Origin of the sequence: Streptomyces sp. NPDC017936 (assembly GCF_044328485.1) — a bacterium.
Taxonomy (GTDB): domain Bacteria; phylum Actinomycetota; class Actinomycetes; order Streptomycetales; family Streptomycetaceae; genus Streptomyces.
The window spans coordinates 160957-175450 of the sequence record NZ_JBIRHK010000007.1 but is presented as its reverse complement, the minus strand read 5'-3'; the positions used below and the strand labels follow the sequence as shown (position 1 = coordinate 175450).

At 74.8% G+C, this 14494-nt stretch carries 10 protein-coding genes; 1 reads left to right on the top strand and 9 read right to left on the bottom strand.

Annotation, left to right across the window (positions count from 1 at the left end; translation table 11 throughout):
- Positions 1-13: 13 nt before the first annotated feature.
- The 6 genes from ACH4F6_RS16635 to ACH4F6_RS16610 form a co-directional block, all read right to left on the bottom strand.
- On the bottom strand, positions 14-439 hold the full coding sequence (locus ACH4F6_RS16635; protein WP_397960871.1) for a phage tail protein: 426 nt from the start codon (positions 437-439) through the stop codon (positions 14-16).
- Between the two features lie 29 nt (positions 440-468).
- Positions 469-1434 (bottom strand): hypothetical protein, encoded by a 966-nt coding sequence (locus ACH4F6_RS16630; protein WP_397960870.1) that lies wholly within the window; start codon positions 1432-1434, stop codon positions 469-471.
- Positions 1435-3427: 1993 nt separating this feature from the next.
- On the bottom strand, positions 3428-3586 hold the full coding sequence (locus ACH4F6_RS16625; RefSeq protein ID WP_175439233.1) for a DUF6760 family protein: 159 nt from the start codon (positions 3584-3586) through the stop codon (positions 3428-3430).
- Entirely contained in the window at positions 3583-4086 is a 504-nt protein-coding gene (locus ACH4F6_RS16620; protein ID WP_397960869.1) for a hypothetical protein, read from the bottom strand. The genes ACH4F6_RS16625 and ACH4F6_RS16620 overlap by 4 nt, the downstream gene beginning before the upstream one ends.
- A complete protein-coding gene (locus ACH4F6_RS16615) occupies positions 4083-4523 on the bottom strand; it encodes a phage tail protein (RefSeq protein ID WP_041127466.1) in 441 nt (146 codons plus the stop codon). Before ACH4F6_RS16615 ends, ACH4F6_RS16620 begins: the two co-directional genes overlap by 4 nt.
- 35 nt (positions 4524-4558) lie before the next feature.
- Positions 4559-6112: a phage tail sheath family protein gene (locus ACH4F6_RS16610; RefSeq protein ID WP_397960868.1), complete on the bottom strand. Its 1554-nt coding sequence runs from the start codon at positions 6110-6112 to the stop codon at positions 4559-4561.
- A 244-nt stretch (positions 6113-6356) separates the two neighbouring features.
- Between ACH4F6_RS16610 and ACH4F6_RS16605 the strand changes: the two genes are divergently transcribed.
- Positions 6357-8381, top strand: coding sequence for a DUF4157 domain-containing protein (locus ACH4F6_RS16605; protein ID WP_397960867.1), 2025 nt, complete (start codon positions 6357-6359; stop codon positions 8379-8381).
- A gap of 24 nt (positions 8382-8405) precedes the next feature.
- On the opposite strand, the gene ACH4F6_RS16600 is transcribed toward ACH4F6_RS16605, so the two are convergent.
- The 3 genes from ACH4F6_RS16600 to ACH4F6_RS16590 are packed head-to-tail and all read right to left on the bottom strand — an operon-like array spanning position 8406 to position 14376.
- A complete protein-coding gene (locus tag ACH4F6_RS16600) occupies positions 8406-10484 on the bottom strand; it encodes an ATP-binding protein (protein WP_397960866.1) in 2079 nt (692 codons plus the stop codon).
- Entirely contained in the window at positions 10481-11185 is a 705-nt protein-coding gene (locus tag ACH4F6_RS16595) for a DUF4255 domain-containing protein (RefSeq protein WP_397960865.1), read from the bottom strand. The genes ACH4F6_RS16600 and ACH4F6_RS16595 overlap by 4 nt, the downstream gene beginning before the upstream one ends.
- The gene (locus tag ACH4F6_RS16590) at positions 11182-14376 is read right to left on the bottom strand and encodes a hypothetical protein (protein WP_397960864.1); all 3195 of its coding nucleotides are present in this window, start codon (positions 14374-14376) and stop codon (positions 11182-11184) included. Before ACH4F6_RS16590 ends, ACH4F6_RS16595 begins: the two co-directional genes overlap by 4 nt.
- Positions 14377-14494 lie beyond the last annotated feature (118 nt).

Below are 14494 nucleotides of genomic sequence, written 5' to 3'. Positions count from 1 at the left end.
GCGAGGGGTGTGGTCAGGAAGGGCGCAGTCCCTCGTGGGCGATCTCCAGGGTCTCCACCGCCGCCTGCGAGCTGCTGGGATCGAAGGACGGGCCCTGCCAGCGCACCGGGACGATCCCGAACACCTGCCAGCTGATGATCCGCGACAGGTCCGGCCGCAGCGCCACGATCTCGCCGTCCTTGGGCTCCACCCGCTTCAGCGTCTCGTCGAGCCAGCGGGCGATCTTCGCGGTGTCGGCGGTGACCGGCCGGGTGAGCGTGATGTTCGACCAGCTCACCCGGCCGGGCAGGTGGTGCGTGAAGCCGTTGTTGCCGCCCTCGGCATAGGTCTCGATCTCCACCTCGGCACCCATGCCGGAGCAGGTGTGGAAGGCGCCCAGGTCATTGCCGCCGATCGCGAGCCGGAAGAACACGCTGCTCGCGAAGATGTTGTCCGTCATCCGTCCGTCATCCGTTCCGTGCCGTGCCCTCAGCGGCGTCCGTCGTGGGGGCGACCCGTGCGCTCCCGGCCGCGCCGCAGTTCCGTGCGCAGCAGGCGGGCCACCGGGTCGAGCAGGCGACGCGCGAGGTCGTCCAGGTCGAGGCCGGGGTCCTGCGCCGCGTCGGCGGACCGCTCCGTACGCCGGCCGGACGCGGAGGCGGAGGCCGTCCCGGAGGACTGCTGCCCGCCGCGCGCCGCGGGCACCGCCCGCGCCGGTACGCCCTTGGACGCGCCGGGTACGTCGGGCAGCGCCTTCCCCGCGCCGGGGACCGCGCGCTGGACCTCGGGCACCGCGGGGCTGTTGCCGCCGCCGCTCGCCGATCGGGCGCCCGGCGTCACGACCCGCGGCCGGACCACGGGGACGGCCTCCGCCCGTGCCCCGGCTGCCGACGGGCCGTTCGCGAGGGGCGGCGTCAACGGAGGCGTGACCGGCAGGGGCCGCGCCGGGGGGACCGCCGCCGTACCGGGCACTCCCCCGCGAGGTGGCGCGGGCTTGACGACCGGGACGGCTCGCTGGACGACACCGGGGGCGCCGGTCGCCCGTACGGCCGAGCCGGTCGCCGGTACGGCCGAGCCGGTCGCCGGTGCGCCCGGGTGGCGCGGCGCGTGCGCGGTGGCGGCCCGTTGGACCGGCGGGGTCACAGCGGCGCCTGCGGACGGTGCCGACGCGGGGTGCGCGGGGTGCGCGGGCGGTCGGGCGGACGGTGCGGGGGTGCTGCCGCCGGGGAGGTCCGGCGCACCGCTCCACCGCGCCGCCACCACGGGAGGGCCGCCGACGGGGCGCGACGCGGCGGACGGCGCCAGGCCTTCCGGGGCCAGGGTGTTGAGGGTGAGGGGCCGTGCGGGCAGCAGCGCGAGGGTGCGGCGGGCCACCGGGACGGAGGGGGTGGCCGGGCGGGGGCCGCCGCCGGTGGACGCGGTCGTGGGGTGGGCGCCCGCCGTGGGGTCGGCCACGCGGCGGGCCACGACGACCGGGGCCGGGCCGCCGGGCCTCGGGGGACGTCCGTCGCCGGGACCGGGACCGGGGCGCGTCCCCCCGGGTCGTACGGCTGTGCCCGCCGGAGCCTGGGGCGCCGCGCCCGGAGACGGTGTCACCAACGGCGTGGCAGGGGCGGTTCCGTGGTCCGTGGGGCTGCCGCCCCGGGGCGCCGGGTGGTCCGCGAGGTGGCGCTGGACGTCGACCGTCCCCAGCAACGGTGCGTGGCGTGCCGTGTCCGGGGCGGGCTCCGCGGGCGGCGTACGGTCCCTGCCCGGCCCGGGCGGTGCCGGTGTGCGCTGGATGCCGGGCCCGGATGCCGTGCCGGAGGCTCGGGTCCCGGACGCGGCGGAGCCGGGCAGACCGGCGCCGGCCGGCATCGCGGGCAGCGGCGCCCCCAGGCCGCCGCGCGCACGCGCACCGGAACGCCGCGGAGCCGAAGACGGGGAGGACGGGGAAGACGGGCCCGGGGCGGGACCGCTGGGGGCACCCTGGGCGTCCTCGGCCTGCCGCTGTACGACGGGAAGCGCCGGACCGGACACGGGCACGGCAGGGGCACCCTCCGCCAACGGCGCGGCGGTGGGCGGCAGCTCGGCGAGCGGAGCACCCAACGGCGGCCGTTCCCCGGCACGCTGCACAGCCGCACCCGACGCGGAACCACCGGAAGAACCCCGGACCTCCTCGACCTGCCGCTGCGCGACGGGAAGCGCCGGACCGGACACGGGCACGGCAGGAGCACCCTCCGCCAACGGCGCGGCGGTGGGCGGCAGCTCGGCGAGCGGAGCACCCAACGGCGGCCGCTCCCCGGCACGCTGCACAGCCGCACCCGACGCAGAACCACCGGAAGAACCCCGGACCTCCTCGACCTGCCGCTGCACCACAGGAAACACCGGACCAGAAACGGAACCCGCCCCAGGCACCACAGGAGCACCCTCCGCCAACGGCGCGGCAGTGGAGGGCAGCTCGGCGAGCGGGGCACCCTCCGCCGACGACGCACCCAACGGCGGGCGCTCTCCCGCACCTCGTACGGGCGCGCTGGGTGCGGCCGTCTCGGCGACCACCGCAGACCTCAGGGCAGGGACACGGCGTACGGGCCCCGTCACCCGGCGGGCGACCGTCAAGTGGTTCCCCACCGACCGTGGCCGGACGACGGGGAGGGACACCTCCGGCCGGCTTCCGCTCGGCGCGGGCCGCGCACCCGTCTCCGGCGCCTCCTTCGCGGCGCGCCGGACGGACGGTCCGGCCGCCCCCGGGACCACCGCGACCCGTCGTACGAGCGGAATCGGCGCGGCGGCCGGCGGGGCGGCGGCCCGTCGGACAGCGGGAGCCGGGGCTCGGACAGCGGGAGCCGGGGCGGGAAGGACAGCGGGGGAACCCACGGACGGCGTGATGTCACGACTCCGCGGGGTTCCGCCCGGACTCCTCTTCCCCCCGGTTCGGCCGGCGCCGGAGGAGCCACCGCGAGCCGGACGTACCGACGCCGGCGCCGACGCCGGCGCCGAGCGGCCATCCCCGTGCGTCCCGCCCTCCGGCTCCTCGCCCCCCTCCGTCCGCACCGCCCGGAGCAGCAGCGGACCCCCGCCGGCGTTCACGGCGCGCGGGCCGGCCGGACGGGCCACACCCCGCACCAGCCCGGCCGGAGCCGTGGGCAGCAGCGCATGTCCGAGGCCGCCGTCGAAGGAAGGGTTCTGCCAGGCGGCGAGCCCCGCACGGAAGGTGAGGCCGTCGCTGACTCCCAACGGGGCGCGGGAGACGGTGAGTCGAGGCGGGGCGGTGCGGCGCCAACCGCCGTCCCAGTCACCGGGCAGGGAGGGACCCACGGGACCCGGCGCACCCGAAGAACCCGATGCGCCCGAAGAACCCGAACCCCCGTCGCCCCCGGCGTCCGAGCCTGCGGGCACGGCGGAGCCCCGGGCTCCCGGCCCGCCCGCCCCGGCGCGGCGGCGCAGCCTGTCCCGCCATGCCATCTGCTCAACCGCTTTCGTTCATACGGGTGTTGATACGGGCGATCTCGGCCACCCACTGCTGGCGTTCGCCATGCGTGAGGTCGAGGATCTCCTCGCGCTCCCAGTGGAAGTGGTAGGCGATGTACGCGATCTCCTCCCGGAGCCGGGGAAGGGCGTACGTCACGATTCCCCCAGGCGCCCACCCGAGAGGTCGACCTCGAAGCCGCCCTCGCAGTGCGGACAGGTGACCGCCGCGCGGGTGTGGCCCTCGCTGTTGACGCGGCGGTAGAAGTCCTGGAGGAACGCCACGTCCGTGGCGTACATCCGCTCGACGATCCCGGCGTGCACGTCCGTGATCGTGCCGAGCCGGGTGATCACCTGGCTCAGCAGCACCACGCTCAGGTACGCCGGGTTCTCCTTGACCCGCAGGTCGATCTGGGGCCGCAGTTCGTCGCGGGCGGTGGCCAGCCGCATCGCGCCGTACCGGTGCACGGTGCCCGCCTCGTCGACGTACCCGCGCGGCAGCTCGAACTCGAACTCCGTGCGCAGCCCGCCGTCGTCGTCCTCGCGGCGCGGCGAGGCGGCGGCCGGGGCGGGGGCCGCCGTCTGCTCCGGCGCCTGGGCGGGCGCCGTGACCTGGAGGAGGTCCTCCAGGTTGCCCGCCGTCACCGTACGGCGTCTCATTCGACGACGATCTCCTCGAACGTGATCGTGACCGACTCGGTGGCCGGGGACGACTCGCCCGCCTTCAGGGAGGGGCCCTCCCACTTGGAGGCCCAGCCCTGCATCAGCTGGATGCGGCGGACGGTGTTGCCCTCGGTGTCCTTGATCTCGATGGTGAGGTTCTGCCGCGCGGTGTTGACGGCGCCGTTGTTCAGGGTCTCCTTGATCCACTGGGTGAACTCGCTGCTCTGGTCGAGTCCCCGCGTGATCGTGATCTCGCCGGCCTGCCGGGCACCCGGCTGCTTGCGGATGATCTGCTTGCCCTCCGCGGTGACCTGCTTGACCTCGACGACATCCTCTTCGACGGTGAACCCGCTGATCTCCTGGATCGACTCCACCAGGTACCCGCCGAGCTGCACGCCGAAGACGTGGGTGGAAAGAGCATCGCCCGTTGCCATGACTGTCTGTCAACCTTTCCTTGCGGACCCGCGGGTCACTCGTCGATGAGGCTGGTGGTGTCGGAGAACTGGGCCAGCCGGAAGACCACGAACTCGGCGGGCTTGACCGGCGAGACGCCGATCTCGCAGACGACCCGGCCCTGGTCGATGGACTCCTGCGGGTTGTTGTCGCGGTCGCACTTCACGTAGAACGCCTCGTCGGCGGTACGGCCGAACAGGGCGCCCCGGCGCCATTCCTCGGTGAGGAACGCGGTGACGTTGCGGCGGATGCTGGACCACAGCCGGTCGTCGTTGGGCTCGAACACGACCCACTGGGTGCCCAGGAGGATGGACTCCTCCAGGTAGTTGAACAGGCGGCGCACGTTCAGGTAGCGCCAGGCCGGGTCGGAGGAGAGCGTGCGGGCGCCCCAGATCCGGATGCCGCGGCCGGGGAAGGCCCGGATGCAGTTCACGCCGATCGGGTTCAGCAGGTCCTGCTCGCCCTTGCTGAGGCGGAGCTCCAGGTCGACCGCACCGCGGATCACCTCGTTGGCGGGCGCCTTGTGCACACCGCGCTCGGCGTCGCTGCGCGCCCACACACCGGCGACGTGACCGCTCGGCGGGACGGTGGTGTTGCGTCCGAGGGCCGGGTCGAAGACCCGCACCCACGGGTAGTAGAGGGTGGCGTACCGGGAGTCGTAGCCCGCCTCGTCGTTGCGCCAGGCGCGCACCTGCTGGGCGGACAGCCCGGGCGGGGCGTCGAGGACGGCCACGCGGTCGCCCATCTGCTCGCAGTGCGAGATGACGGCGAGCTGCACGGTGCGCACGCCCTCGGCGTCGATGTCGCCGCGCTGGTGGGCACCCATCAGATCGGGCACCGCGACCATGGTGATCTCGTCGATGGTCTCCAGGCCGCCGAACCCGGTACGGGCCGCCGCGTCACCCACGTACTCGGCGGGGTCGATGCGGGCCAGCTCCCCGGAGCCGTCGGAGGCGGGCACGCCGGCGGCGTCGGGGACCGCGAGGGTCTGGGCGACGGGCTTGGCCTGGGTGGCGCCGCGCTGCTCGGTGACCTCGATCAGCTGGGAGGCGCGGGCCTGGGTGACCAGGTATCCCTTGACGTTCTTGCGGGTGGAGGCGTCGTACGTCTCCACCACCTCGCCGCCGCGCCGGACCAGGAACTTGAAGCGGTCCTCCGGCGGGTTCTCGCCGTCCACGTCGGCGACCTCCACCGACACTCCGGTCACGCCGGGCCTGGCCGCGATCAGGAAGCCGCCGATCTCGACCGGTGCAGCCGCCTTCGGCTGCCGGCCGCCGCCGGCCGACGGGCCCGCGGGGGCCTCGGCGGTCCCGCCGATGCGCACCACGTAAGCGGCGCCGCCGCCGTTGGAGAAGTACCCGTAGAGCGCGTGGGCGAGATAGGTGCCCTCGGTGAAGCCGCCGAACACCTGGGAGTACTGGTCCCAGCTCGTGACCAGCGTCGGCGTGTGGAACGGCCCCTTCTCGGCGAAGCCGACGAACGCGGCGACGGCCGTGCCGACCCCTTCGATCGGTCGGGCACCGGACTGCACCTCCTCCACGTACACGCCCGGGGTGAGGTACGTCGGCATGCTCGCTCCTTAGCGTCCTTGCGGTCACCTGTGTCCAGGCCGAGTCTGCGCGGCGTGCCGGCGGAGCGGCAGGGACCTGCGGACCTGCCCGGGGGCAACACGTCTGCCTTTACGGACGCCCCGGGGTGACCGTCCCGGCGTCACCCGCCGTTGCCCTCGCGCTGCCCCTTCGGACCTGGACGCCCCGTCCGCCCCCGCGGTGAACTGGAGAGCCGCAGCATGGGCGCCGACGAGGAGGCAGCAGGTGCAGACTTCCAAGCCGCGCACCGGCCGGAGCGAGGACCGGGAACCGGAGCGCGGCCAGGCCGGCGCCCGACGGGAGACGTCCGGGAACGGCGCCGCCGCACCGCCCCCGCTCACGGCCGACGCGCTCCGGGCCGCCCAGGTCGCCGCGGGCAACGCCGCGGTGACCGGCATGATCGCCCGCCGCGCGCGCACCACGCAGGCCCCGGAGCAGCCCGGCACCGAGGTGCACGACGTCCTGCGCTCGGCCGGCAAACCGCTCGCCGGGCCGGTGCGCCGGGAGATGGAGTCCCGGTTCGACACCGACTTCTCCGGCGTACGGCTGCACACCGGCGCCGCGGCCGCCCGCTCGGCCCGTGCCATCGGGGCGCGCGCCTACACCTCCGGCAGCCACGTCGTCCTCGGCGACGGCGGCGCCGACAAGCACACCCTCGCCCATGAACTCACCCACGTCGTGCAGCAGCGGCAGGGTCCGGTCGCGGGCACGGACCACGGCAACGGCCTGCGCGTGTCCGATCCCTCGGACCGCTTCGAACGGGAGGCCGAGGCGAACGCGCACCGCGTCATGGCGGGCCCCGCGCCCGTGCAACGGGCCGAGGAGGACACGGCGGCGCCCGCGTCCTCCGGTGCGGCGGTGATCCAGCGCAAGGGCACGGAGGAACTCTCGGGCCAGCTGCCGGCCGCCGAGGCCGGCGGCAAGTCCCTGTCGTCCTTCCTCAAGTCCTTCTCGCGCGCTCCCGCGCAGGAGTCCCCGGAGCTGGCGGAGATCCGCCAGGCCATCGCGGAGTACGACCGGGATCCCAAACGTGACCCCATGTACTGCGCGCAGCAGGTGGTCGGCATGCTGCTGGCGGTCAGCAGCGCCGAGGAGAACCTCGAGGGGAGGCCCGAACGGGAGACCGCGTCCGCCAGGAACTTCCTGACCGCGGCCCGCACGGCCCTGAAGGCCGAGAACGACCGGGTGACCGAACAGATCGGCCGGGACGCCGACTTCCCCGCGGAGGCCCGCGCCCCCTTCGAGGCGATGACCGCGAACGGCATGCTCTGGAACGAGGAGGCCTGGGCCGACAGCGCCCTGGCGTTCGCCATGAGCGGGCCGAGCTACTTCCGCGAGCTGTCCGAGCTGAACCGGGCCGGCATGGCCAACGAGATCAGGACCCGTGGGCGCAAGGACTGGATGAGCGGCGTCGAGCAGGCGCTGGGCACCGCGCTGCGGCAGAGCGTGCTGGTCCACTACACCAAGGACGAGGAACGCGCAGAGCAGTTGAAGCAGGCGGGCCACATCAAGTCGAAGACGGAGCTGCTGAAGGCGGACCCCAAGGCGCCCAACAACTCCGAGGGCTACGACACCCACGTCCTCGCGAACGAGGGCTTCGTCTTCTTCTTCCTGGAGGCGCCGGGCAGCGAGTTCCGCGACACCCGGTTCGGGAAGGTCCGTTTCGAGATCCCGCTCGCGGACTCGCCCCTGGAGTCGCAGGGCTGGCTGATGCTCAGCGACTTCGCCCAGCGGGAGTACCCGACGATCAACGCCAAGCCCGCCGACCCCGCGGCCACCAAGAGCGAGCTGGCCACCCGCCCGGAGAAGATGCCCGCCGAGTTCTCCCTGCCCGTGCGGAACTTCGACCTCGGAGCCGCCAAGGCGGCGATGGACGACGACAAGTTCATGGAGCGGCACGCCAACGAGCAGGACCCGAACCGGGCGAGCCAGATCCTCTTCTCCATGACCCAGGCCGCGGCGGACGAGCACAGCACGATGACCTACGGCTCCGGCGACCGGAAGAAGCAGTACAAGGAGCGGCTGCGCTCCAACACGCTGAGGGGCAGGGACATCATTCCCGGTCTGGTGGACCGTGCGGTGCTGGAGATCATGCGCATCGAGGAGGTCAACCCCGCGCTGGCGGAGCGGCTGAAGAACATGTCCGGTGCGGAACTGATGAGGTTCCTCCTCAAGGACCTCCTGCGTCCGCAGGCGATGCTGCCCAACAGCGTGGACCTCAGCAACGCCACGATGCGGGTCAAGTCCTGACGGGCCGGCGGGACGCCGCCGGCCCTACGCGCCGGTGGCGTCCGTCAGGTACGGCCCGAACTCGCCCTCCAGGACCAGGCGTCCGAGCTTGCGGTACTCCTGGGCGATCGCGGTGACCGTCTGCCGCATGGTGAGCGGCTCGCCGGACTCGGCCGCGAGGTAGGCCGCGGTGACCGCGCAGGCGCGGATCGAGCCGCCGGCGAGTTCGAAGCGGTCGGCGCAGAAGGCGAGGTCCAGGTCGTCGCCCCGGGGCAGCCGGTCGCCCAGGCACCGGTCCCACAGGGCGAGACGCTGGCCGGCGTCCGGCACCGGGAAGTCCGCGACCACGTCCAGGCGGCGGGTGAACGCCTCGTCCAGGTTGGCCCGCAGGTTGGTGGTCAGCACCGCGATCCCGTCGAACGACTCCATGCGCTGGAGCAGGTACGCCGATTCGATGTTGGCGTGCCGGTCGTGGGCGTCCTTCACCTCCGAGCGCTTGCCGAAGATCGCGTCGGCCTCGTCGAAGAGCAGGACCGCGTTGACCGCCGACGCCTCGGTGAAGATCCGCTCCAGGTTCTTCTCGGTCTCCCCGACGTACTTGTCGACGACCGTGGACAGGTCCACCACGTACAGGTCCATGCCCAGGTCGGCGGCGACGACCTCGGCGGACATGGTCTTCCCGGTCCCCGACTCGCCGGCGAACAGCGCGATGACCCCGCGCCCCCGGCCGCCGCCGGGCCGCATCCCCCAGCCCCCGAGCACCTGCTCACGGTGGCGGGCCCGCAGCGCGAGCTCCCTCAGCCGGCGGTGCGTGGTCGGCGGCAGCACCAGATCGTCCCACCCGACCCCCGGCTCCACCCGCCGGGCGAGCCGGTCGAGCCCCGCACCGTTCTGCGCCCGTACGGCGCTCCGCAGGTCGTCGGGCCCCACCGGCCGTCCGTCGAGGGCGGCCGTCCGCACCGCCGCGTCGGCGGCCCGCCGCAACTGCCCCGAGTCCAGCCGGTGCGCGGCGACGGCCCGGGCGAGTTCCTCGACGTCACCGGTGACGGCGTCCCCGGCGGCCCGGTCGAGCGCGTGCCGCCACCGCTCGGCCTGTCGTTCCACGGAGGGCGCCTCGACGTCCAGCACGACCGGGGTGTCGGCCGCCCACGCCGGGTCCCAGCCGATCGTGCCGTGGGTGAACAGGGGGATGCCGCGCAGTCCGGCGCACAGCGACGAGAGCGTACGGGCCCGTTCGGCGGGTTCGCCGGGCAGCGCCGTCAGCGGGCCGAGGACCACACCGGCGCCGGTCAGCCGGGCTTCGCGGGCGAGCACCCGGGCGAGTGCCGGCACGTCGGCCGCGCGCCGGGCGAGCGCCGCCGTGTCCAGGACGAGCGGGCGCAGACCGGCCGCGTGCAGGGCGGCGGCGGCCAGCCCCTCGGCGTCACCGCCCCGGGCGCGCAGGTGGACGTGACCGGCGCCGGTACCGGCCGCGGCCGCCGCGCGGTGGACGTCCGCGGCATCGGCGGTCGGGTCCTCCCGCACCTCGCCGAGCACCCCGGCCAGCCGGGCGTCGGGCCGCGTGTCCCCGAGAAGGTGCGCGGTGACCCGGTCGGGCACGACCAGGACACGGGACAGCGGCGGCCGTTCCGGTTCGCTGACCTCCACCAGACCGTGGTCGATCAGCGGCGCTCCGGGCGCGAGACGGAACCGGGCGCGCGAGGCGCCGCCGAGTCCGCACAGCTCCAGCGCGAGCCCCACCGTGGGCCGACGGCGGGTCAGGTCGTCGTTGAGATAGCCGTAGAGCCGCTCGAACCGCGCGTCCAGGTCGGGTGCCGTCGCGACCAGCAGCAGATCCAGGTCGAGCGGGGACAGCCCGAACCGCCCTGCGAGACCGTCCAGCACGGACCCGGCCGGCGGCTGCCAGGCCTCCTGGGCGGGCACGTCGAGCCCACCCGGCTCGTCCAGGATCCGCACCGCCGCCTCGGGGGTGAGGTACTGGCCACGGTAGGGATCGTCCGGATCGGGATCGAGGGCGCGCCGCACCGCCACGGCTTCCCGCACCCGCGCCTCCACGACCCCGAGCCGCGCCCACAGAGGATCCACTCCCGTGTCCTCGACCACGGGTTCCACGGTGTCCGTCACGCCTGTCGGTCCCCCCTGCGCCGCCGTCGGGCCGGAGCCGGCGGCCGTTCACGGGGCCCGGTGAACCCGTCGCGGCCGGGGTCGGTGACCTCCGTGTAGCGCAGCCGGCGGCCCGGGGTCGCCTCCTCGCCCCCGCGGGCGGCGGTGCGGACGACGAGGCCTTCGGTGACGGGCGGCGCGGCGGCCCGGGTCACGCCGGCGAGCGGCGCCCGCACGCGCACGCCGAGGGACGCCTTCAGCTCGCCGCCGAGCGCCGACCAGACGTCCGCGGCGGCCGGCGCGTCCGTGCCCGTCCCGGCGGTCTCCAGGCCCACGGTCAGGCCGAGTCCGGCGAGCGAGCCGGTGAGCAGTCCGGCGGGCAGCGTGTCGTGGGCGACCAGCTCGCCGAGCACCTGGGACAGCAGCCGGTGCTCGTCCTGCGGGCGGCTCGCCCACGCCGTGACCAGGTAGGTCAGGTGGAACCAGCGCGGCGGGGAGCGCCGGGCGACGAGGTGTCCGTCCTCGTCGTACACCTCCCCGGCACCGGTGCCGCGTCGTACGGCGTCCTCGCGGATGTCGTACAGGAAGACGCAGACCGTCGGGGCGCTGCGGCGGGCCGCCCAGTCCCGGGTGGGGGCGTCGAAGACCACCTCGACGCCCGACGCCTCCAGACCGCTCTCGGCGAGCAGCCGCCGCAGTCCCTCGTCGACCTCGTGGATCACCGGCGGGTCACCTCGTCCGGCGGCTGCACACTGCCGTTGACGACCAGGAAGTCGGTCTTCACCGGGGAGAATCCGGGTCCGCGGGCGGTGATGGTGCGCGGCCCGGTCTGGTCCTTGGCGAGGATGAGCAGCTGGCCGATGAACGTGCCGTCGCTCTTCGGGATCGTCGGCGCGGCCGCCGCGGTGATCCCCGGGTTCCACGTGAACCTCACCGGCACTCCCGGCGGGAAGTCCTTGCCGCGCACGGAGGTGACGAAGCCGGGCTTGCCGATGTCCGGCACCGCGACGATGCGCGGCTGGAGGATGCGCAGCCGCTCCTCGGCCGTGTTGTCGTTCCTGTCCGCGTCCGTGCCGGTGGTGGTGAGCACTCCGGTGACCCGGCCGGTCATCGCCTTCTTCGGGCTGAGCACGACCCGTACGACGGTGCTCGCGCCCGGCGTGAGGTCGGGCAGCGCGCACACCCAGTCCCGGTCGCAGCCCTCGGGCGGCCCGCTGTCGGGCAGGCCCGGGGGCAGGCCGATCCTCAGCCGCAGTCCGGTGGCCAGCGCGTTGCGGCCGTTGCTGACGGTGTACGTCACCACGACGCGCCCGCCGACATAGCCGGGGTTCGGCTGGGCCGTGACCCGCACACCGGGCCCGGCCTCCGGCTCCTCGGGCGCCGGGGGCACCGTGGGGGTCGGGGCGGGCGTGGTCGGGGTCGGGGGCGGCGTGGGGGCCGGGGGCGGGGTCGGCGTGGGAGGCGGGGTCGGCGTGGGAGGCGGGGTCGCCTCGCGCACCGGCACCACGGTCCGGCCCGCGTTGTCGCCGGGCTGCGGATCGAGGACCGTGCCGGTGACCGACCAGTCGACCGGGGCGTCGCCGGGGGTGAGTCCGGTGAGCGTGACGTCCACCGGCACGGTGGTGCCGGGTTCCACCACGCCCAGGCCGCACTGGAGCGAGGAGGCGTCGCAGGTGCCGCCGGGCCGGCTGATCCGGGTGACCTGCACGCCGGTCGGCGGCACGACGGTCAGACGGGTGCCGGGCGAGGCGGCGGGGCCGTTGTTGACCACGTCGACGCGGACCGTGGTGGAGTCGCCGACGGTGACCTCCGGCGTGGTGCCGGGCGCCCGGACGGCGAGGTCCACGGACTGCTGGACGGTGGGTTCCTTCTGCCGGCCCGCGAGTTCGGTGGTGAGCGGGGTGATGCCGCCGGAGGCGACGTCCAGGATGCTCAGCTTCTCGGGGCTGTTGACCGCGGCCCCGGTGCGGGAGCTGAACAGCAGGCTCCGGCCGTCGGCGGTCCAGGCGGCGTCGCGCGGCTGGTGCGGCCCGGTGGCCGTGGTGTCCGGCAGTTCCCGGCCGCAGGCGCCGGACCGGCCGCGGGCGGCGGCGGGCAGCAGCACCTGGCAGTCGTCGCCGGACACGGACGTCAGGAGGATGCCGTTCTCCTCGTCGATCCGGCCGGCGCCGTTCTTGCGGTTGAAGGCGATGCTGCGCCCGTCCGGGGAGAACGCCGGGCTGTCGTCGATGACCTCGCAGTCGCCCGGGCAGTCGGTGTCGCTCAGGTCGTGCTGCCGCGTCAGGTCGTTCACCGGCACGGTCCACACGTGCTTGTTGCCGCCGCCCCCGTTGATCACCATGTTGCGGGTGAAGGCCAGGGTGGTGCCGTCGGACGACCAGGTGGGCTGGGCGTCCTGGCCCTGGAGCTGTCCGGCCGGCGGCACGATCTCGCCGGTGATCGCGCCGGTGGCGACCTCAGCGACGAGGATGCGGCTGGCGCCGGCGGCGTCGCCGACGCCGCCCGGCGAGGTCCGGGTGAAGGCGAGGTACTTGCCGTCCGGGGAGAACGTCGGGTCGGTGTCCCAGTCGTTCGCGCCGCGTCCCGCGAGCGGCAGCGGCGCCGCGCCGGAGCCGTCGGCGTCGGCCATCCAGATCCGCTCGATGCGTCCGTCGGCGCCGTCCTCGAAGCGGGTGAGGACGATCCGGCGCCCGTCGGGCGTGTAGTTCTGCCGCTCGGTCCACGGGTCGTGGCCGGCCGCGGGCCGGAACAGCGGGTCCTTGGCGGGGTCGGTGTTGGTGTCGGCCGCGGGATCCTCCTCGAGGATCGTCAGCCCCAGGTCGCGCGGGTCGGAGCCGTCCGTGCGGGCGTCCTGGAGCGTCACCACGTGCGGGCCGGCCGCCGAGGTGCGCTCCACCACCGCCCCGCCGCCGTCCGGGGAGCCGAGCCAGGTGGGCGAGAGGACGTCCCGGTCCTCGTTGAGCACCAGCCGGGGGACCTGGTCGGAGTGGGCGGTCGAGCGGAACACGTGGTCCCAGTCGCCCTCGCACTCACAGGTGATCTCGGGGCTCAGGAACAGCACGCCGTCCCCGTCGGGCAGCCACGCTGCCCCGTGGGCCCGCCAGGTTGCCCGCGCGCCCCCGAACAGCGGCTCGTCGGCGGTCCCGTTCGTGATCCGCAGCCGGGTCACGGACTGCCCGTAGACGGTCGTGGTGGCGGTGTACGCGATCCAGTCGCGGTTGACGTCGTCGTCGACCGGGTTCCAGGCCGGCTCCGAAGCCGTGCCGTTGGCAGGGCCGGTGATCCGGGTGGCCGTTCCGCCGCCGAGCGCCCGCACGTAGATCTGCCGGCCGACCAGCGGGTCGCCGTCGTCGGCGTACGCGATGCGCCGCCCGTCGGGGGAGACCGTCGGGTCCTCCTCGTTCGCGGACGTGTCGGTCAGCCGGGTGAGGCCGGTGCCGTCGGTGCGCACCAGCCACAGGTCGCGCTGGGTCCCGCCGCCCGGTCCCGCGGACCCGGCCGCGTCGAACACCACCGACCGGCCGTCGGGGGTCAGCTGGGGGTGCGCCGCGTCCATGCCGCTGGTGAGCCGTCGTACCGAACCGTCGGCGGCCCGCAGATAGATCTGCGGGTCCTTCTCGTCGCGGCGGCCGGCGAAGACCATCTGGTCGCCGAGGGCGGACGGCTGCGTGTCGTAGTGGACCGGGCCGTCACCGAACAGCGGGGTGCTGGAGGTGGTGGAGGCGACCTCGCCGAGGCTGCGGTGGCCGGTGCCCGCGTACGCGACCCGGGTCTCCGCGGCGTCGGCGGCCGTCCCGGGCTCGGCGCTGCCCGGCCCGGCCGCCGCTGTCACCCCGAGCAGGGGGATCAGCAGCAGGAACGAGGCGCCGAGTCTCCCCAGGCGGTACCGCCCGCCGGGGCCAGCGGTTTCCATCACGGTCCCCTTCGCAGTCTGGTGCGGCATCTGGATGTGCCCCTGCCACCGTCCACCGGCCGCGTGCGGGACGGCAGGGCCCGGGGGCCGCACCCGGGGGAAGCGCGCGGTGTGCTTT

Excerpts from the sequence above, each read along its gene's own strand:
- ACH4F6_RS16635 (WP_397960871.1), bottom strand. The coding sequence starts at position 439 with ATGACGGACAACATCTTCGCGAGCAGCGTGTTCTTCCGGCTCGCGATC.
- ACH4F6_RS16620 (WP_397960869.1), bottom strand. The coding sequence starts at position 4,086 with ATGAGACGCCGTACGGTGACGGCGGGCAACCTGGAGGACCTCCTCCAG.
- ACH4F6_RS16615 (WP_041127466.1), bottom strand. The coding sequence starts at position 4,523 with ATGGCAACGGGCGATGCTCTTTCCACCCACGTCTTCGGCGTGCAGCTC.
- ACH4F6_RS16610 (WP_397960868.1), bottom strand. The coding sequence starts at position 6,112 with ATGCCGACGTACCTCACCCCGGGCGTGTACGTGGAGGAGGTGCAGTCC.
- ACH4F6_RS16590 (WP_397960864.1), bottom strand. The coding sequence starts at position 14,376 with ATGGAAACCGCTGGCCCCGGCGGGCGGTACCGCCTGGGGAGACTCGGC.